The sequence below is a fragment of the Nitratireductor sp. ZSWI3 genome (assembly GCF_024655565.1).
Lineage (GTDB): Bacteria > Pseudomonadota > Alphaproteobacteria > Rhizobiales > Rhizobiaceae > Nitratireductor.
On sequence record NZ_JANKOF010000102.1, the window covers coordinates 1 to 17,619 of the forward strand.

The following is a 17,619-nucleotide window of genomic DNA, read 5'->3' on the forward strand; positions in this document are numbered from 1 at the left end:
AGCGCGCCGACGCCGGCGCCGATGAGCGCGTTGCGACGATCGTCGCCGCCCGCCAGAAGTCCGACGCCGGCGCCCGCGAGCGCGCCCAGCGCCGCCCCGCCGGCCGTATTGGAAATCTTCTGCTGACCGGTATAGGGGTCGGTGCTGGTCACACATCCGGCGGTGAAGCCCGCCAGCAGCGCAACAGCGATGGATTTCTTGAACATAGTCGGAGTCCTCACTTGTCTGAAATGCCGCGAAAGAATCGTTCGGAAATGTCGCCCCTTCCGGCCCGTGTAGCACAATTTGGGCGAAATTCGGCGCGCCCCTGTGCGAACTATAGAGAAATTCGTTAAAATTTTAAGCGCCGCCGGCAATCACTCGCTGCGGTAGAGAAGCCAGTTCTTGGTGAAGCTGCCCTTGGGCAGCCTGGAATAGAGCGTGACCCGGTTGCGCCCGGCGACCTTGGAGGCATAAAGCGCCTGGTCTGCCTTGGCGTAGAGATCCTCGGCATCGGCCGCATCGGACGCCATGCAGACGCCCAGCGAGACGTTGATCGGTCCATAGTTGCGGGCGGCCGAACCGATGACGAACTCGGCCTGCTCGACGGTCGCCCGCGTGGCCTCGGCGACGGCCATCGTGGCGTCTTCCGTCAGGCCCTCGACGATCATCGCGAACTCCTCGCCGCCGGTGCGGGCGACGAAGCAATCGGTGCTGCCCTGGGTCTTGAGGAGGTGGGCGACGATCTGCAGGATTCGGTCGCCGACCGGGTGACCGTAGCGATCGTTGAAGGTCTTGAAGCCGTCGATATCGGCAAGGATCAGGGCATGGAACATGATCGAGCGCCGATCGCCGAAGACGCGCGCCATCTTCCTGTCGAAGGCGCGGCGGTTCCAGATCCTGGTGAGGGGATCGGTGTCGGCCAGCCGCTTGTACTGCTCGAGCTTGCAGCGCATCTTCTCCAGCTCTTCGGACTTGTCGGCCATCGCCTGGCTGATCTGGCGCCCCTGCTCGATGGTGGTCTCGGTGGCCGCCGCCATGATGCCGACGATCTTTCTCAGGATGTCGCGCGACAGGTCGGCATTGCTGCCGAGCCCGTTCGAGGTCTGGTTGAGAATGACCCCGAACTTCTCCAGCGAGCTGCGCTCCCGCCCCAGCAGCGCGAGGATTTCCTGCGCCCTCAGGGCGATCTGGTCCTGTGCGGTCTCGACGATCGCCTGACGGCTGCTCTGCGCGAAATGTCTGTGCGCCAGCTCATCGAGCGCATCCTGCGTCGGATGCCCCTTGAGCGCGGCAAAATCCTTCGCCAGCTCGCCGTTCGAGCCGGTGTAGACCTCGTAGAAGATCTCGTAGTTGCGCGGCAGGCCGACGACGCCCATCCGCCGCATCGCATTGGCGATCATCGTCGCGATGTCGCCCGGCCGTTCGCCCGAAGCGCTGGATGTCTGCAACATGCGCTGCCCACCTTCCCCCAAAGGCACAGGTCGTCCCCGGTCTCACCCGCGACGGCCGGAACAACTTCAGGTAAGGTAGTTTCCTTCAGCTAACGCAGGGTTAACCGGCGGCGGCACGCAGCGCTCAGGCTGCGTCCCACCTGGGTGAGAACTCGTAGTCGCAGATGCGCCGGCCGGCGCTGCGCAGCGCCGAGATCGCCGTCATCTCGGCCTCACTCAGCGCAAAATCGAAGAGGTCGGCGTTCTCGGCGAGACGGTCCGGGTTGCCGGTGCGCGGAATGGCCACGACGCCCTCCTGCTGGATGTGCCAGCGCAGCACGATCTGCGCCGGGGTCTTGCCGTGCGTTGCGGCGGCGCTCGTTACAGCCGGCTCCGAAAACAATCCGCCGCCGCGCGACAGCGGGCAATAAGAGACCATGGCCATGCCCGCCGCGCGGCAGGCCGCATGGACCTTCGTCTGGTCGAGATAGGGGTGATACTCCACCTGGTTGGCAACCAGCGGCGCTTCGGACACATCGATCGCCTCGGCCAGCAGCGCCGTGGGAAAATTGGACACCCCTATGTGCCGGGTGAGCCCCTGTTCGCGCATGCGGTTGAGCGCGCGGATGCTGCCGGAAAGCTCGATCGCCGGGTTCGGCCAGTGGATCAGCAGGAGGTCGATCCGGTCGACGCCGAGGCGGGCCAGGCTGGCCTCCGCCGAGCGCTCCAGATCGCCGGGGGCGATGTCGGTCCACCACACCTTGGTGGTCAGGAAGATGTCGTCGCGCGGCACGCCGGAAGTTCGCAGCCCCTCGCCCACGGCCTCTTCATTGCCGTAGGCGGCGGCGGTGTCGACGTGGCGATAGCCGAGCTTCAGCGCCTTCGACACCATCTCGACGCAGGCCCCGTCCCTGAGGGTCCAGGTTCCCAGGCCGAGAACCGGTATGGAGGCGCCGTTGGCGTTCACTGTCTGCATGTTTGTTCCTCTCTCCGTGTTTCGGCCACTATTGGCGGCGACTTATATAAGCATCAGTTTTTAGAATATTTGTATCGGGGACGCTCATCCTATGCGGCATGCGGCTTCTGGCAAGTCACGCATCGAAGCCATCGACATCGCACGCGGGGCCGCCCTTCTGGCCATGGCCGTCTATCATTTCGGCTGGGATCTCGAATTCTTCGGCTATATGGAACCGGGCACGACCGTGACGGGCGCCTGGCGGATTTTCGCGCGAAGCATCGCCACCTCCTTCCTGTTCCTGGTCGGCGTCAGCCTGTTCCTTGCCCATGCACAATCGATCCGTTGGCCCGGCTTCGGCAAGCGGCTGGCGATGATCGTCGCGGCGGCGGCGGCCATCTCGCTTGCCACCTGGATCGTCTTTCCGTCCGGCTTCATCTTCTTCGGCATCCTGCACCACATCGCGGTGGCGAGCCTTCTCGGCCTCGCCTTCCTGAGCCTGCCCGCCTGGGCCGTCCTGCTGATGGCGGCCGGCGTGGTGGCCGCCCCCCATTTCCTGAGCGCCCCGGCCTTCGATCATCCTGCCCTGTGGTGGCTGGGTCTTTCCACCTTCAGGCCCCCGTCCAACGATTACGTGCCGCTGTTTCCCTGGTTCGGAGCCGTCCTCGCAGGCATCGCCGCCGCACGCGCCGGGCGCGACAGCGGCGTGCTCGCCCGCCTGTCGCTGCTGCAGAGCGGCGGCTGGTCGAGGCCCGTCACCTTCGCAGGGCGTCACAGCCTCGCCTTCTACCTCCTGCACCAGCCGATCCTCATCGGTTGCGTCTGGCTCCTCGCCCAGATGTGGCCGCCCGCCGTCCTGCCGGCCGACGCCCGCTTCACGCAGGCCTGTGTCCGCCAGTGCGAGGCAGCGCGCGAGGAAGCCTTCTGCGCCGCCTATTGCGGCTGCTTCGTGGACGTCCTGGATGGCGAAGGCCGCCTCGAGGCCGTGATGTCGGCGCGGCCCGACCGCGAAACCGAATCCCGCTTGAGCGAGATCGCCTCCGAATGCACTATGCGGGCAGACGCGGGGACGGCAGCACCGCAGCGGGAGGGAACGAATGGACAAGCAGGAGGCACGGCCGAGTAGATTTCCCTGGCCGCCGGTCATCTATCTGGCCGCCATCGCGGCCGCCGTCGTGGCAGGGATCGCCTATCCCCTGCCCTGGTTCGGCAGGCCCCTTTCGGACATTCTCTTTGCTCTCGGCTGGCTGCTGATCGCCGCCTTCGTCTTCATCGACCTGCAGGCGATGCGGACTCTCAACCGGGCCGGCACCTCGATCCTGCCGACACGCGGTGCCAAGGCGCTCGTCACGAGCGGCCCGTTCGCCGTCAGCCGCAATCCGATCTATCTCGGCAACAGCCTGTTGACCGCCGGCCTCGGCCTGGTGACCGGCAATGCCTGGTTCCTGCTGTTCGTGCTGATTGCCGGCTTCCTCACCGTCAAGCTGGCGATCGAGCCCGAAGAGAGACACCTCGCCCTGCGGTTCGGGAAGAAATATCACGACTATCAGAAGAAGGTGCGGCGCTGGATATAGGGCGCCGCACGTCCTGAAAGACGCGATGCCGCACGGCGTCAGGTCGTGACGCCGAGTTCGGCGAGGCGCTCCACGCAGGACTCCTCGGCCCGCGCCAGCTCTTCAAGCGTGTCCTCGAGATCACGCCGCTTCTGGCGCAGATCCTGCTGCTTCTCGGCAATCTTACTCAGCATCAGCTTCAACTGCCCCACCTCGCCGGGCGGCGCCTTGTAAACCTCGATGATCTCGCGAATCTCGGCGACGGAAAAGCCGAGCCGGCGGCCGCGCAGGATCTGCCGGACGAGATGGCGGTCGGACGGCCGGTAAAGGCGCGTGCGGCCGCGCCGGACCGGGTTGATGAGCCCTTCGTCTTCATAAAAGCGCAGCGTTCGGGTCGAAATGCCGAATTCTCGCGTCAGCTCGGTGATGGAATAGTAATCTCGCATGGCTCTTCGCCCTTTATGTACGGCAGTCGTCGAGCCGCGATGCAGCATTGCCTTCTCCGGCTCCAAAGGATCGGACCGATCCCCAGCGCAGCCGGAGAAGGACCTTGCCACGGCTTTTACGTAAAAGTCAATTTGGCACACCGACGCGGCATCGGCAGCCCCCGGCCATCTTGCGTCATGGCCAGCCTGTGGCAGGACCTTGGCCCTACCGTTGCACGCATGGGCCGACCTATGGAAAGGAGGCTGGCGCCTTCCTCGCCGGCGACCGGGAGGCAGGAGGAGACGGTGCGCAGCACTGCAGCGACGGTGATGGAAACGCCGGTGGACGGAGCCTATGCCTGGTTCCGCATGACGGTTTCGCTGCTGCTCGGCACGATCGGCACCGTCGGCCTGTGGGCCATCGTGGTGGTTCTGCCGCCCATCCAGGCGGAGTTCGGGGTCGACCGCGCGGCGGCCTCCCTGCCCTATGCGGCGACCATGGTGGGCTTTGCCGTCGGCAATGTGCTGATCGGCCGCTATGCCGACCGGATCGGCGTTGCCCTGCCGGTGGCGATGGCCGGCGTGGCGCTGGGCGGCGGCTTCATCGCGGCGAGCTTTTCCGCCTCGATCTGGCAGTTCGCCCTGCTGCAGGGGTTGATCGGCTTAGGGGGATCTGCCTGTTTCGGCCCGCTCCTGGCGGACATCTCGCACTGGTTCGAGCGCCAGCGCGGCATCGCGGTGGCCGCCGTCGCCTGCGGTAACTACCTGTCGGGCGTGCTGTGGCCGACGGTGATCAAGCTGGCGCTGGCGCAGACCGACTGGCGCACGACCTTTCTCGGCATCGGCCTGTTCTGCGTCGCGACCATTGTGCCGCTGGCGCTTCTCCTGCGCCGCCGGCCCCATATCCAGGCCGACGAGACACCCCTTCCGGGAGGACGGGCCGACAGCCGGCGCAAGCCCATCGACCTGTCGCCGCGGACGCTGCAGACCCTGCTGGTGCTGGCGGGCCTGTGCTGCTGCGTGGCGATGTCGATGCCGCAGGTGCACATCGTCGCCTATTGCATGGATCTCGGCTTCGACATCGCCCGCGGAGCCGAAATGCTGTCGCTGATGCTGGGCGCCGGCATCGTCAGCCGGCTCGTCTCCGGTTTCCTGGCGGACCGCATCGGCGGCGTGCCGACCCTTCTCATCGGTTCGGTCCTGCAGTGCCTCTCGCTGTTCCTCTACATCCCCTTCAACGGGCTCGCCTCGCTCTACATGGTGTCGTTCATCTTCGGCCTGTCGCAGGGCGGCATCGTGCCGAGCTACGCCATCATCGTGCGCGAATATCTGCCTGCACGCGAGGCCGGGCAGCGCATGGGCGTGGTGATCATGGCGACCATCATCGGCATGGCGTTCGGCGGCTGGATGTCGGGCTGGATCTACGACCTCACGGGGTCCTACCGCGCGGCGTTCCTGAACGGGATCGCCTGGAACCTCGGCAACATGGCGATCGCCGCCTTCATCCTGTTCCGGGCGCGGCGCACGGCGCGGCCCGCATTCGCCTAAGTGCGAGCAAAATGCGACTTCTCATAAGGTCCACCCTTGAACGGCTCCGCGGGCCAATTACTGTTGCTTCTTTGCAAAGCCCTGTTCAGCCATGCAGCCATCAAATGCCACGTCAGCAGCGATAGCGCCGGCAATCCATCGCCTGCCAGCCACAACCTGAGTGTGTGCAGCCCGCCCGTTGCAAATCGCCTTTGCACGTTCAAAGCGGCTTGCGTCGGTATCGGCAATCGTCTTCCATTGATCTCGCGATGTGTTGTTACATGCACTAACTAGCAACAGTGCTAAAATTGCCACAATGTATCGAGGCATTTTCATTCTCGCCCCCCGTCGGATGATAAAAGAACCAAGGTAGCCCATTTGATATTTTCTGTCCCGTGGCAAGACAGGCTGGACCACGCTCGCACTGGATCATTTCAAGTTTTGGAGGAAACAGCCATTCACCCTTACTCACTCCCTACCCCTTCGATAGATCAAGGTGGGAAGAGGTCACACAGGGGAAAGAAGAATTTTCTACCGGAGATAGAAAATCAATAAGCTTATCTTCTGTAATGTCGGGTAATTCCACTTGACTGCGGCCACTTTAAAGCAAACCGAACCACCACGTGGCAAGGCCGAGGAAGGCAAAGAAGCCGACCACGTCGGTGACCGCGGTGACGAAGACGGACGACGCCACCGCCGGATCGGCGCCGACACGGTCGAGCAGCAGCGGAATGAGGATGCCGCCGAGGGCGGCAACGAACATGTTGATGATCATCGCCGCGGCGATGATGCCACCAAGATCGAAGTCCTGGAACCAGGCGGCGGCGACGGCGCCGATAAGCGTTGCGAAGATGAGGCCGTTGAGAAGGCCCACCCCCATCTCGCGGCGGATGATGCGGCCGGCGTTGTAGATGTCGATGTCGCGCGTGGCGAGCGCGCGCACGGTGACTGTCATGGTCTGCGAGCCGGCGTTGCCGCCCATGCCGGCGACGATCGGCATCAGGACGGCCAGCGCGACGATCTTCTCGATCGTGCCGTCGAAGAGGCCGATGACCGACGCGGCCAGGAAGGCCGTGACGAGGTTCACCATCAGCCACGGCACGCGTGAACGGGCCGCCGTCCAGACGCGGTCCGACAGCTCCTCGTCACCGACGCCGCCCATGCGCAAAAGGTCCTCCTCGGCCTCCTGCTGGATGACGTCGACGACGTCGTCGATGGTGAGCACGCCCACCAGGCGCTCGTTCTCGTCGACGACGGCGGCCGACAGGAGGTCGTATTTCTCAAAAATCTGCGCCGCCTCCTCCTGGTCCATGGTGGCGGGGATGGCGTGGCGCGTCTCGCGCATCACATCCTCGATCTTGGTGCCTCGCTTGGTGCGTAGGATGCGATCGAGATCGACCGCGCCGACCAGGCGGAAGGTCGGATCGATGACGAAGATCTGCGAAAAACTCTCCGGAAGGTTCTGCTCCTCGCGCATGTAGTCGATGGTCTGGCCGACGGTCCAGAACGGCGGCACGGCGACGAATTCCGTCTGCATGCGCCGGCCGGCGGTCTCCTCCGGATAGCCCAGCGAACGGCGCAGGCGCACCCGCTCCGTGAACGGCAGCTCGGCCAGAATCTCGTCCTGGTCCTGCTGGTCGAGGTCTTCCAGAATGTAGACGGCATCATCCGAATCGAGCTGCTCGACGGCGCGCGCCACCTGCCGGTTGGGCAGGTTCTCGATGATATCGAGGCGGATCGCCTCGTCGACCTCGGTCAGCGCGGTATAGTCGAAATCGTCGCCCATCAGGACGACGAGCGCCAGACGCTGCTCGGGCAGCAGCGCTTCCAGGAGGTCGCCAATCTCGGACTGGTGGAGCGAGCCGACGTCCTTTTTCAGCGTCAGCGTGTCGCGGTCGGCGATGGCCGCACCGATATGGGCGAGGAACGGCGCCGCAACGACGCCGTCCTCGTCATAGATTCCCATGTCGGGCGCCGCCGCGGCGCCCATGTCGGTGTCCAGTCCTTCCGGCTCGCTCAACAACACCTCCCTGGGAACGGAGAACGGTTTGGGGAACGGGTGCAGCTTCACCGGCAATACAGAGGCGCAGGCGGCACCGCAACCGGGCGGCACGGCTTTCCGTGGAAGAAATTCGCGGGCGGCGCCGAAGGCGGCCCCGCCCGCGATCTGGCGAAAGCGCAGGGCCGGGCCTACATAGAGGGTATCTGGGAGGGTGCCCGGAAGGCTCACCGCCGAGAAGGAAGAGATGATGAAATATCGCCGCCTTGCCGTTCTGCTGTTTCTCGGCCTCGCCGCCGGCCTGCCGGCGCAGGCGGCCGAGACCGTCGTTCGTCCCGGCAAGGACTGGACCAAGGCCGATCAGCGTGCAGCCGATGCCGCCGACCGGACGGAGAGACTTCTTGCCACACGCCACCAGCGCTGGCAGCAGGAGCAGCGTGAATTGAAGGTCCTGATCGAGCCCAAGCCGCTGAAACTCGACGTGCCGCGCTATGTGCCGCCCCGGTTATAGTGCAAAACCGTCGGGTCTCGGGCAAACCAGATAGCCGACTATTGCTTACGCTGCGTCAACCGTGTTTAATTAATATAAAGGTTGGAGCCCCATTCTGCGGAGTGGGAAGGCGTCAATCGCCTTGAGTGGGGGGACTTGCGCACACGGTCGCCGAATTCGGCCAGGTCGAAGTCTCGACAATGCAGGATCGCGCAAGGGGTTGCGCGAGCGGACCGAAAGTATGCCGCATGGTTTATCTGTATGCGTACATCATCAGTTGTGTGCTCATCCTGATCGTGGCGGGCATGGCGGTGCCCCTGCTCGTCAAGCAGGAGCGTGACGCCGCGCAGAAGTGATGCCGCAGTGAAATTCATGCTGCGGAAAACGCGCTGGATCTTCCTCCACGCTTGCCCTCGACATGCGCCTTCGCACGCAAAATAGTTTATGAATACATTGGTTTAAGCTTGATTTCTAACGACGGGATGGAACTCGACATCATGAGCTGTGCCCCAAACGATCTTTCCCCAACGCTCAGGGCGCGATAAACCTAGCGGCTGTTGGTTTTCGGGGCGTCGTATGCGTGAAGTCGAGCTCAAGTTCCTGATCGACGCAGACCGTGCCGCCGATGTGAGGAGAAGGCTGCCGGAGCTGGGGATCGCGCTGGCGGAGCCGCGCCAGGAAGTCCTGCGCAGCATCTATTTCGACACCGCCTCCGGTGCGCTGCGCGCCGCCGGCATCTCGCTTCGGCTGAGGCACGACGGAACGCGATGGCTGCAGACCGTCAAGCATCGCGGCCGCATCGCCAGCGGGTTGTCTCAGGTCCAGGAAGTGGAACAGCCGGCTCCGGAGGGGCGCGTGTCGATCCGCGCCGTCGCCGACCAGAAACTGCGCAAGAAGCTGGACCGCCTCGTCGGCAACGCTCCCCTCGAGCCGGTGCTGGAGACCGAGATGGCCCGGCAGAGCTTTGCGGTCGGGCTCGCGGGAACACGGGCCAGCCTGGCGATCGACGAAGGCGAGGTCCGGGCCGGCGGGCGCGCCGAGGTGCTGCGCGAATTGGAGATCGAGCTGACGGACGGCGAGGCGCGCGGCCTCTATGAGATCGCGCGGCAGCTGATGCCCGAGGGTGGCCTGCGGTTTTCGCGCCATTCGAAGGCGGCGCGCGGCTTCCTCCTCGCCGAGGAGGGTCATGTCGAGCCGCCGCTGGCGCCGCGCAGGGCCTGGGCGGTGGACCTTCTGGTCGACGAGAGCGCGGAAGAGGCGCTACGCGCCATCCTGCGCGAATGCCTGGACCAGATCAGCACCAACATCCTCGTGGTGCGCGCGCTCGAGGACCCGGAAGGTCCCCATCAGCTTCGCATCGGCCTCAGGCGGTTGCGCGGCGCGCTGGCGCTCGTCGCCCCGACCGTCTCGGACGGAGAGACGCTGGACCGCCTGCGCGAAGAAGCCCGCTGGCTGGGGCGTGAAGTCGGCCGATTACGGGACCTTGACGTGGCGCGCACACAGATCGTGCCGCGCGAGGCGGCGGCGCATGACGGCGAGACGGGTTTCCGGCCGCTGCAAAGCGCCCTTGAGACGCATGCCGCAGCCACGCGCGCCGAGTTGCGCGGCCTCCTCATCGGGCGCCGCGCGCAAGACCTGCAGATTGCGCTGGCCGAATTCATCGAAACGAGCGGGCTGGGACAAGGGGCCGGACGGCCCGGAAACGGCCACCGGCAAATGATCCCCGAACTGGCGCGGAAGAGCCTGCACAAGCGCTGGCGCCGTGCCTGCGGGTGCGCGGAAGAGATCGATACGCTCGATCTGCAGCAGCGGCATGCCTTGCGCAAGGAATTGAAGAAGCTGCGCTATTGCCTGGAATTCCTTGCTCCCCTTTTTCCGCAGAAGAGCGTGAAGCGCTTTCTCGGAAAGCTGAAGACGCTGCAGATCGTGTTCGGCGACCTCGCCGATGCCGGAATGGCCGAGGCGTTGCTGACCGGGCCGCCCTTTGCCGAGCTGAGTGACATCACCGCCCAGCGCGCCATCGGCCGCGTGATCGGCGCGCAGCAGATGAAGGCGCAGAAGAGCTGGGACAATGCAAGGCGGCTTTGGAACGACCTCGCCCAGTGCGCCCGCCCCTGGGAGCGGTCGGCGCGGAATCGTTGAAAGCAGGCTTACCTCCTCTGCCGCGCCCCGACGGCGGGCGCTGTTGCCATCCGGCTACGGATGCCCAGCAACCGTTGGAAATGCGGGCAGCCGGCCGCAAAGGATGTATGCCTGGGCTTTTCTTGCCGGTGATTAAGCTGCTAGAGATTGTCTGGCGAGCGGGCGGCCGCGCAGCCGCCTGCGCGACCATCGAAAGGACTGGGAATGAATGAGCGTTACGACGCGTATGCCGTCGCAATCATCGTCACATTCGGCGCGATCATCATCGGGGGGTTGATGGCCGCCGCGATCGCGAGCGGCGAGCGTGACAGCTTCATGTTCGCGCTGGGCGCCGCCACGGCCGCCTGGGCGGCAGGCTATGCGATGTTCTTCGACTGGGCCCGCACCTTCATGGCGCTCATCGTCCTGTCGATGGCCATGGCGATCGCGGCCACCATAATCCTGGCCTTCTGACCCGGTGATCTGACCGAAACAGATGGTGCCCATCTGTTTCGACAAGTCAGCCCACAAGCTGTTGATCTGGTGGGGCGATTTTCCCAACGGATGGGTACCATCGTTGGAATCGCACCACCAGCGCATCGGTCCAAAAATCGGATTTCTGCCGCGTCAGTTCAGCGGCATGGAAAGACGGACGCGGCCGCCGAGCATGCTCGGCGCCGATTCCCCCAGGCCGCTGTAATGCGCCGAAACCCCGAGCCTGCCGCCGCCGGGCAGGCTGGCATCCACGGCAGCTTCCACGCGGCCGTGGAAATTGTCCAGGCCATGCTTGTCCTGCGTGTTGCGGATGTCCATGACGCCATCCAGCCTGATGCTGAAATCGAGCAGCACGTCGTCCTGCGTGATGTGCCGGTAGGACAGGCCCGGCCCGAAGGAAATTTGCCCGAGCCCCGCCTTGACCGCCGGGATGTCCACTCCCAGGCTGTCCGTATAGGCCTCGGTCCGTTCCTCGAAATAGGCCAGACGGGCGCGCGGCGAGAATGTCCAGGCATCCCGCTGCCAGGCCCCCTGAACGGCAGCACTCACCAGCCAGCGCGTGGCATCGACCGAATCGGTATAGGTGCCGAGCGGATTGACGTCGTTCGACGAGGTGCCGGCACCGGCGAGCAGGTCGAAATAGAGGTTTTCCGAAAGCCGCGCCGTCAGATAAGGTCCGGCCAGCCAGCCCGTGCCCTCGGCCGTGCCTCCGGCCATCGACACGAAACCGGTGGTGCGGTCGACCTGCAGGAAGGCGCCGACCAGCAGGTTGCGGTTGACGAGATAATCGGCACCGATGGTCGCCAGCCCGAAATGTCCCGTCGCCTCATTGGCCTCGAAGCGGCTGTAGCTGCCCTCGAACCACAGGTCGAAGCGGTCGGTGCCCTCGCCGCCCGACAGGCGCCTGATCGCACCGAGGCTGGAGGCGAGATTGACGGAGCGGGCGTCGGCCAGTTGCGGCAGATAGCCGAGCAGGGAGGAGATGGAGCCGCCGCCACCGGCCTGTCCGTTGAGGCGGCCGACGCGGCGCCCCATGTCGGGCTGGTTCTCGAGAATCATGCCGGCCCGCACTTCCACGAACTCGGCCAGAAGGTCGCTGGTCACGTCGCGGGAGTTGGCGCTCGAGAAGGTGCAGATCACGGTTTCCTCGGCCGCCAGGCTGATCGTTGCCGTGCGCGTCTCCACGCTGCCGAAGCTGTCGCCGTCGTTGCAGGAGATCGAGGTGACGGCGAAGCCCTCGACGACGCCGACGCTCACCGCATAGGTTCCGGCGGTCAGGGAAAGCGGCATGCTCGCCCCCTCGCCGTCGACCGTGGTCACGGTGACGTTGAGCGCCGGCTCCGAGGAGGTGAAGGAGAACGTGCCGTCGCCGCCGGTCGTTATCTGCCGGATGATGACCGTGCCGAGGGCCCGGACCGTCTGCACCAGGACGGGCGATGTGCTTGCGACATTGTTGGCGTCTCCGCCATAGGTCGCCACGACGTCGTTGCCGCCGGCGGCCAGATCGGAGACCGTGATCGCCGCCGTGGTTCCGGCGAGCGCCACCGTGCCGAGAAGGGCGCCGTTGGAGGAGAACTGGACAGATCCGGTCGGCGCCGGCGCCGAAGGGACACCCGAGACCGTGGCGGTGAAGGTGACCGGATCCCCATAGTCGGAGGGATTGCTGCTCGAGATGACCGAGGTGGTCGTCACGGCCTGTTCGACTGCCTGGGTCAGCGGGGCGGAGGTCGAGGCGGCGTTGCCCGGGTCGCCCGAATAGGCGGCGGTGATCGTGTGCGTCCCCACGGCGAGCGTGCTGGTGGACAGGGAGGCCGATCCGCCCGACACGGCAACGGGAGGCTGGCCTGCCCCGTCGATTGTGAAGACGACGGTGCCGGACAGGGGGTTGCCGGAAGAAGAAGTGACGGACGCCGTGAAAGTGACCATATCGCCCACCGTCGACGGTGAGGCGCTGGTCTGCAAGGTCGTGGTGGTGGCGGACGGAGAGACCGTCAGCGTGTAGGCCGTCTCGCCCGTGTTGCCATTGACGTCTGCCGCCTGCACGCTGAAGCCGAACGTCCCTGTCGCCGTTGCCTGCCCGGACAGGAGGCCGGCGGAGGAAAGCGCGATGCCGGCCGGCAATGCGCCCGAGACCAAGCTGTACAGATAAGGGGCAGAGCCGCCGCTTGCCGAAAATTGCTGCGCGACCGGCGCGCCAACGGTGATCGCCGGCAGGCTCGGCGGCGAGAGAGCGATCGTCGGTGCTGCGACGATGAGGGTGTAGGCTCTCGTACCCGTATAGCCGTTTGCATCCTCGACACGGATGGAGATGTTGAAGGTTCCCGGCTGGATCGCCGTTCCCGAGAGCCGACCGGCGCTGCTGAGCGCCAATCCCGGCGGCAAGCTGCCACTGGCAAGCGAGAAGAGGTAGGGCGGGGTGCCGCCACTGCCGGAAAGCTGCTGCTCATAGGCAACCCCGTAGGCGGGTTGCGGCACGGCTGCGGGCTGCACGTCGATTTCCGGTGCATCGACGGTGATCGAAAAGGCCGCCGTTGCCGACAGCCCATACTGGTCCTCGGCCCGCACCGTGAAAACGAACGTGCCCGCTTGCGACGGTGTGCCGGAAAGAACACCGGAACTCGACATCGACAGGCCCACCGGCAGCGCGCCTGCATCAAGGGAGAAGAGGTAGGGATCGGCACCGCCCGAAGCCGTCAGGCTGGCGTTGTAGGGCATGCCGTAGGATGCTTCAGGAAGCACCGGCGGGGCGATGGTGATGACGGGCGCCGCGATGTTGAGCGTATAGGACTGCGTGGCCGAGAGCCCGTTCTGGTCCGTCACTGCGACGGTGAAGCTGAACGAGCCCGTGGCGGTCGCCGTGCCCGACAACTGGCCGTTGCCCGAAAGCGTTATTCCGGCGGGAAGATCTCCGCTGTCGATGCTGAAACCATAGGGGCCCGTGCCGCCGCTGGCGGTCAGCTGCGGCGGCAGATAGGGCGTGTTGTAGACGGGATCGGGAAGCGTCGCGGGCAGGATCTCCAGCACCACATAGGTGACGGTGTTGTCGGTGCTCGTCGAGGCCTGGTTCTGGAAACCGGCCGTGCTGGTGGCGCTGCCGGCCGGGACGGTGGCAGACACCGTGCCGGGCTGGGTCATCCCGCTGACCGCGACCGTGTATGCGGAACCGGAGCCGGAGACGCTCGCCGATACAGCCCCCGCCGTGCCCGACAAGGCGACGTCGCTGCTCGTGAATCCGGTCACGTTCTTGTCGAAGACGACATCGAACAGGATGGACGAGGCTGCCGTCGGATCGCTCTGGCCGGCGGCCTGGTTGATGGTCACCGTCGGCGGCGTATCGACCGGATGGTCGGCCCCGGAGGCGGTGGCGGCGGCGCACCCTCCCCCTCCCGAATAGCTGGCCGAAACGGGATGGGTGCCGACAGGAAGCGTCGAGACCTGCATCGTTGCCGACGAAGAGGGGCTGACAGGGGCCGTCCACGTGAGCGAGAGCGTCTGCGATTCGGCACCGACGGAGATCGTCACGGTTCCCGGCGGCGCATCGCCCGCATTGCAGCCCAGGGAGGAAACCGTCGCGGTGACGCTGACCGTTTCGCCGGGCTGCGAGGGCCTGGGGGAGGAATTGACGGATATGTTCACCTCCCCACCGGCGTCGGAGGTCACGAAGAGGGTGGGGCTTGTGAAATCGAACGTACCGCCCACCCTCAAGCCGCGGATCTGCACGAAGTCAGCAAAAGTACCAGAGGTCGCATCCTCCGTGGAAACGACATAGGCCCCGGTGCAGACGATGTTAGACGAGGTGCCGCCCGGCGGAACCGCCGGGCATGTCACGTTGACGTTCTTGATCGCCGTCGTGATCGGCGTGTTGATCGAGGTGATCGTGTAGGATCCTGGCTGGATGGTGTAGGTGAAGTTGATCGTGTCGCCGGCGGCATTGAAGGTCGACGGGTTGGCGGCGATCGAAAGCTGCTGCGCGAGAGCCGGCATCTGCAGCGTGATCAGTGCGACCGCGGTCAAGAATACGGCGAAAAGCGTTTCACGGGTCCTGCAAAGACGGCCGCCGATCCTGCCCCTTGCGCATAATCGTTGCGGTTTCACCGCTCCCGCCCCCGCATCCACGATTGACCCGATACTGGCCTATATTCAGTAAATCTCAATTCTACAGGAAGTAAATGTGGATCTGCCCGAATTCCTCTATAAATTGACCTGATTTTTTCAATAAAACGCAAGATTATTATAAAAATGATCATTTTTTAAAAAATTGCTCCAAGTGAGCAGACGAGTGGACGGCTCTCCGCTAAGCCGAACGGCTTAACACCAAAGATCATTTCCGGCCGCCAAGCCCCTTGGGCATATTGGTCTTTCGGCTGCCGCCATCGGGCGGCCGGAGCGTTCGGCGCGTCCGGTCGGGCCCCTGACGGGCAGGCGCAGGGAGGAAACAATGCTGAAGACGGAAAGTTGTCTCAAACGAGCGGCAATTGCGTGTCTCGGAGCAACGGTGCTCGCAGCGCCGGCCGTCGCTGACAGCCTGACGGGCGAACCCGTCGAACTGGGCAACGGCACCATGCAGATCAGGATCGAGACCGATGCGGGCGGCGCCCCGACGGCGATCGCCGTCAGCCTGACGGCGGGCGCGCTCGAGGGCCTGCCGATGGAGGCCAACCCGCAGTCGAAAGGTGGTGCCTGGCAGTATTTCCTGCCGATGCCGGAGGGCTCGAAAACCGGCTATACCGGCGTTCTGGTCGACTGGAACCCGCACGGCCACCCGCCTGCGGACATCTACTCGGTGCCCCATTTCGACTTCCACTTCTACACGATAAGCCGGGACGACATCGAGATGATCTCCTTCACCGGCCCCGACGACACCTCCGCCGTGGTCGAGGACAAGGACCTGGTCGCACCCGATTACCAGGTGGTCCCGGACACGGTGGTCGACAAGATGGGGGTCCATGCCATCGACGTGACGGCGCCGGAGTTCCACGGGACGCCGTTCGCCGCGACCTTCATCTACGGCTACAACAAGGGCAGCCTCATCTTCTTCGAGCCGATGGTGACGCGCGACCACCTCCTGTCCAAGCCCGCCGCGACGATGCCGGTGAAGACCCCTGCCCGCTACAGCGGACCGGGCTACTATCCGACCAGCTACGACGTCCGCTACATCGCCGACACCGACCGCTACGAGGTCGCGATCACCGGCCTCAAGGCCTGGCAATAGAACCTCGGGAATCACCGCCGGCTCCGGAAGCGGGCCGGCGGCAGGCCGTCGCCGGAAGATTGGTGCGGTATTCACCGCCGGTCGTTGCGAGGATCGCCGCAGCCGTATAATGTCGCCGCCAACATCACTCTCGGGGCGCACGGGCATGGGGCCGAATGCTGGGCTTAGCAATGCCATCGGCATGCAGATCAATGAAAAGCTGGGATCGGAGAAAGCGAGCGAATTCATCGAATTCGCGGCGTCCCGATGGGCGGATCATCATCCCTTCCTGATCCAGCCGCATGATCTGGATGCGCGGCTGAAGACGGTCGTCTTCAACGAACTCACATGGACCATCCCCCGGAACACCTATTGGAGCCATCTCCACCGCATGGCACTGGGCTATCATGCCTTCATGCTGCGCAAATATTCGCTGCCCGGCTTCTGCGAGGTGAAGGAAGGCGACACCGTCCTCGATTGCGGATCGTTCATCGGCGGTTTTGCCAGCGCCTGCGCCGGAAGAGCCGACAGAGTGATCGCCGTGGAGCCCTCTCCGGTGAACTCGGCAGCGGCCGCGGCCAATCTGGCGCGCAGCAGCAACGTCACGCTGGCACGATGCGCGCTCTGGAATGCCTGCACCGTCCTCCCCTTCCACATCAGCGAGACGGCGATCGACGACGGCATTCTCGATCCCGACCATGGCGCACCGGTTGAGACCGTCGAGGTCGAAGCCATCACCATTGCCGAACTGGCGCGACGGCACGGCATCGATCGTTTCGACTTCATGAAGGTGGAGGCCGAGGGCGTCGAACTCGAGATCCTCACCGGCGAAGGCGGGCTCGACTGCGACAGGATCGCCATCGACTGCGCCCCCGAACGCGGCGGCGCCTCGCCGGATGCCGAGGTCATGGCCCTGTTGAACGCGCACGGCTTCGAGACGCAGAAGCGGGGCATCGTCGTTTTCGGCCGCAGGACCGGCTGAGCCCGACCCACCGCTTCCGGCTGCGCCCGGCGGCGCGTTGTTGCCGATAACGATGCGCACGGCGCCTTTCCCTGCTGTGCGTTTTCCTTTGCTTAAGCATTGACGACTACTGCTCACATCGCTGGCGAGCGATCTCAGGCAATGTCGCAGGTGATCCGACCCGTTCACCTTGCGGCGCTCGCCAGCGCTGGGGCGCCCCCGGACGCCTGAGCGTGGTCTGCATGAGATGCAGGGTGTGCTGTCTGTTTTTAGCTGGGACCGGCAGCGGATGGCACCAATTATCTTGCTGCTCCCCAAGATCAACAGTGCAATCATCATGCACAGATGGTTATATCATCCGAGGTGCGAAGGATGTTGCATTGCCAATGATGATCGATCGCTCAATTTTGCTTGAAGACCACGACCGGTTTTCCACGCAGGCACTGCACTTGATAGAAAACCCTGCCGACAAAGCCACCGCGATCGGCCT

At 64.7% G+C, this 17,619-nt stretch carries 15 protein-coding genes; 8 read left to right on the forward strand and 7 right to left on the reverse strand.

Annotated features, from left to right (window positions below):
* The 3 genes from NUU27_RS21685 to NUU27_RS21695 form a co-directional block, all read right to left on the reverse strand.
* A partial coding sequence (locus NUU27_RS21685) for a YMGG-like glycine zipper-containing protein (RefSeq protein ID WP_257764388.1) occupies positions 1-206 on the reverse strand: 206 nt, incomplete at its 3' end.
* 150 nt (positions 207-356) lie between these two features.
* On the reverse strand, positions 357-1,433 hold the full coding sequence (locus NUU27_RS21690) for a GGDEF domain-containing protein (RefSeq protein WP_257764389.1): 1,077 nt from the start codon (positions 1,431-1,433) through the stop codon (positions 357-359).
* 124 nt (positions 1,434-1,557) lie between these two features.
* On the reverse strand, positions 1,558-2,388 hold the full coding sequence (locus tag NUU27_RS21695) for an aldo/keto reductase (RefSeq protein ID WP_257764390.1): 831 nt from the start codon (positions 2,386-2,388) through the stop codon (positions 1,558-1,560).
* 91 nt (positions 2,389-2,479) lie between these two features.
* Between NUU27_RS21695 and NUU27_RS21700 the strand changes: the two genes are divergently transcribed.
* Both NUU27_RS21700 and NUU27_RS21705 read left to right on the forward strand, forming a co-directional pair.
* Positions 2,480-3,493 (forward strand): DUF1624 domain-containing protein, encoded by a 1,014-nt coding sequence (locus tag NUU27_RS21700; RefSeq protein ID WP_257764391.1) that lies wholly within the window; start codon positions 2,480-2,482, stop codon positions 3,491-3,493.
* Positions 3,465-3,941, forward strand: a complete 477-nt coding sequence (locus NUU27_RS21705; RefSeq protein ID WP_257764392.1) for an isoprenylcysteine carboxylmethyltransferase family protein — start codon at positions 3,465-3,467, stop codon at positions 3,939-3,941. The genes NUU27_RS21700 and NUU27_RS21705 overlap by 29 nt, the downstream gene beginning before the upstream one ends.
* A gap of 38 nt (positions 3,942-3,979) precedes the next feature.
* Here NUU27_RS21705 and NUU27_RS21710 read toward each other — a convergent pair whose 3' ends face one another.
* The gene (locus tag NUU27_RS21710) at positions 3,980-4,366 is read right to left on the reverse strand and encodes a MerR family DNA-binding transcriptional regulator (protein WP_257764393.1); all 387 of its coding nucleotides are present in this window, start codon (positions 4,364-4,366) and stop codon (positions 3,980-3,982) included.
* Positions 4,367-4,675: 309 nt separating this feature from the next.
* Between NUU27_RS21710 and NUU27_RS21715 the strand changes: the two genes are divergently transcribed.
* Entirely contained in the window at positions 4,676-5,893 is a 1,218-nt protein-coding gene (locus tag NUU27_RS21715) for an MFS transporter (RefSeq protein ID WP_257764401.1), read from the forward strand.
* Positions 5,894-5,950: 57 nt separating this feature from the next.
* Here the strand turns inward: NUU27_RS21715 and NUU27_RS21720 are convergent, their stop codons facing one another.
* The gene (locus tag NUU27_RS21720) at positions 5,951-6,250 is read right to left on the reverse strand and encodes a hypothetical protein (protein WP_257764394.1); all 300 of its coding nucleotides are present in this window, start codon (positions 6,248-6,250) and stop codon (positions 5,951-5,953) included.
* A gap of 223 nt (positions 6,251-6,473) precedes the next feature.
* Positions 6,474-7,862: a magnesium transporter gene (mgtE, locus tag NUU27_RS21725; protein ID WP_257764402.1), complete on the reverse strand. Its 1,389-nt coding sequence runs from the start codon at positions 7,860-7,862 to the stop codon at positions 6,474-6,476.
* 259 nt (positions 7,863-8,121) lie between these two features.
* Between mgtE and NUU27_RS21730 the strand changes: the two genes are divergently transcribed.
* From NUU27_RS21730 to NUU27_RS21740, 3 genes are all read left to right on the forward strand, one after another.
* Positions 8,122-8,382 carry a hypothetical protein gene (locus tag NUU27_RS21730; protein ID WP_257764395.1) on the forward strand — a complete coding sequence of 87 codons (261 nt, stop codon included), beginning with the start codon at positions 8,122-8,124 and terminating at the stop codon, positions 8,380-8,382.
* Positions 8,383-8,937: 555 nt separating this feature from the next.
* Positions 8,938-10,503, forward strand: coding sequence for a CHAD domain-containing protein (locus tag NUU27_RS21735; protein ID WP_257764396.1), 1,566 nt, complete (start codon positions 8,938-8,940; stop codon positions 10,501-10,503).
* Between the two features lie 204 nt (positions 10,504-10,707).
* Positions 10,708-10,956 (forward strand): hypothetical protein, encoded by a 249-nt coding sequence (locus tag NUU27_RS21740; protein WP_257764397.1) that lies wholly within the window; start codon positions 10,708-10,710, stop codon positions 10,954-10,956.
* Between the two features lie 153 nt (positions 10,957-11,109).
* Here NUU27_RS21740 and NUU27_RS21745 read toward each other — a convergent pair whose 3' ends face one another.
* Positions 11,110-14,991, reverse strand: a complete 3,882-nt coding sequence (locus NUU27_RS21745; protein ID WP_257764398.1) for a putative Ig domain-containing protein — start codon at positions 14,989-14,991, stop codon at positions 11,110-11,112.
* 481 nt (positions 14,992-15,472) lie between these two features.
* Between NUU27_RS21745 and NUU27_RS21750 the strand changes: the two genes are divergently transcribed.
* Together NUU27_RS21750 and NUU27_RS21755 are read left to right on the forward strand one after the other, a co-directional pair.
* On the forward strand, positions 15,473-16,189 hold the full coding sequence (locus tag NUU27_RS21750; protein ID WP_257764399.1) for a DUF5602 domain-containing protein: 717 nt from the start codon (positions 15,473-15,475) through the stop codon (positions 16,187-16,189).
* 145 nt (positions 16,190-16,334) lie between these two features.
* Entirely contained in the window at positions 16,335-17,150 is an 816-nt protein-coding gene (locus NUU27_RS21755) for an FkbM family methyltransferase (protein ID WP_257764400.1), read from the forward strand.
* The last annotated feature ends 469 nt before the right edge of the window (positions 17,151-17,619 follow it).

Coding starts and splice junctions, on each gene's coding strand:
- NUU27_RS21710 (WP_257764393.1), bottom strand. CDS start 4,366: ATGCGAGATTACTATTCCATCACCGAGCTGACGCGAGAATTCGGCATT.
- NUU27_RS21705 (WP_257764392.1), top strand. CDS start 3,465: ATGGACAAGCAGGAGGCACGGCCGAGTAGATTTCCCTGGCCGCCGGTC.
- mgtE (WP_257764402.1), bottom strand. CDS start 7,862: ATGGGCGCCGCGGCGGCGCCCGACATGGGAATCTATGACGAGGACGGC.
- NUU27_RS21730 (WP_257764395.1), top strand. CDS start 8,122: ATGAAATATCGCCGCCTTGCCGTTCTGCTGTTTCTCGGCCTCGCCGCC.
- NUU27_RS21690 (WP_257764389.1), bottom strand. CDS start 1,433: ATGTTGCAGACATCCAGCGCTTCGGGCGAACGGCCGGGCGACATCGCG.
- NUU27_RS21695 (WP_257764390.1), bottom strand. CDS start 2,388: ATGCAGACAGTGAACGCCAACGGCGCCTCCATACCGGTTCTCGGCCTG.
- NUU27_RS21700 (WP_257764391.1), top strand. CDS start 2,480: ATGCGGCATGCGGCTTCTGGCAAGTCACGCATCGAAGCCATCGACATC.
- NUU27_RS21720 (WP_257764394.1), bottom strand. CDS start 6,250: ATGGGCTACCTTGGTTCTTTTATCATCCGACGGGGGGCGAGAATGAAA.
- NUU27_RS21740 (WP_257764397.1), top strand. CDS start 10,708: ATGAATGAGCGTTACGACGCGTATGCCGTCGCAATCATCGTCACATTC.
- NUU27_RS21735 (WP_257764396.1), top strand. CDS start 8,938: ATGCGTGAAGTCGAGCTCAAGTTCCTGATCGACGCAGACCGTGCCGCC.
- NUU27_RS21715 (WP_257764401.1), top strand. CDS start 4,676: ATGGAAACGCCGGTGGACGGAGCCTATGCCTGGTTCCGCATGACGGTT.
- NUU27_RS21755 (WP_257764400.1), top strand. CDS start 16,335: ATGGGGCCGAATGCTGGGCTTAGCAATGCCATCGGCATGCAGATCAAT.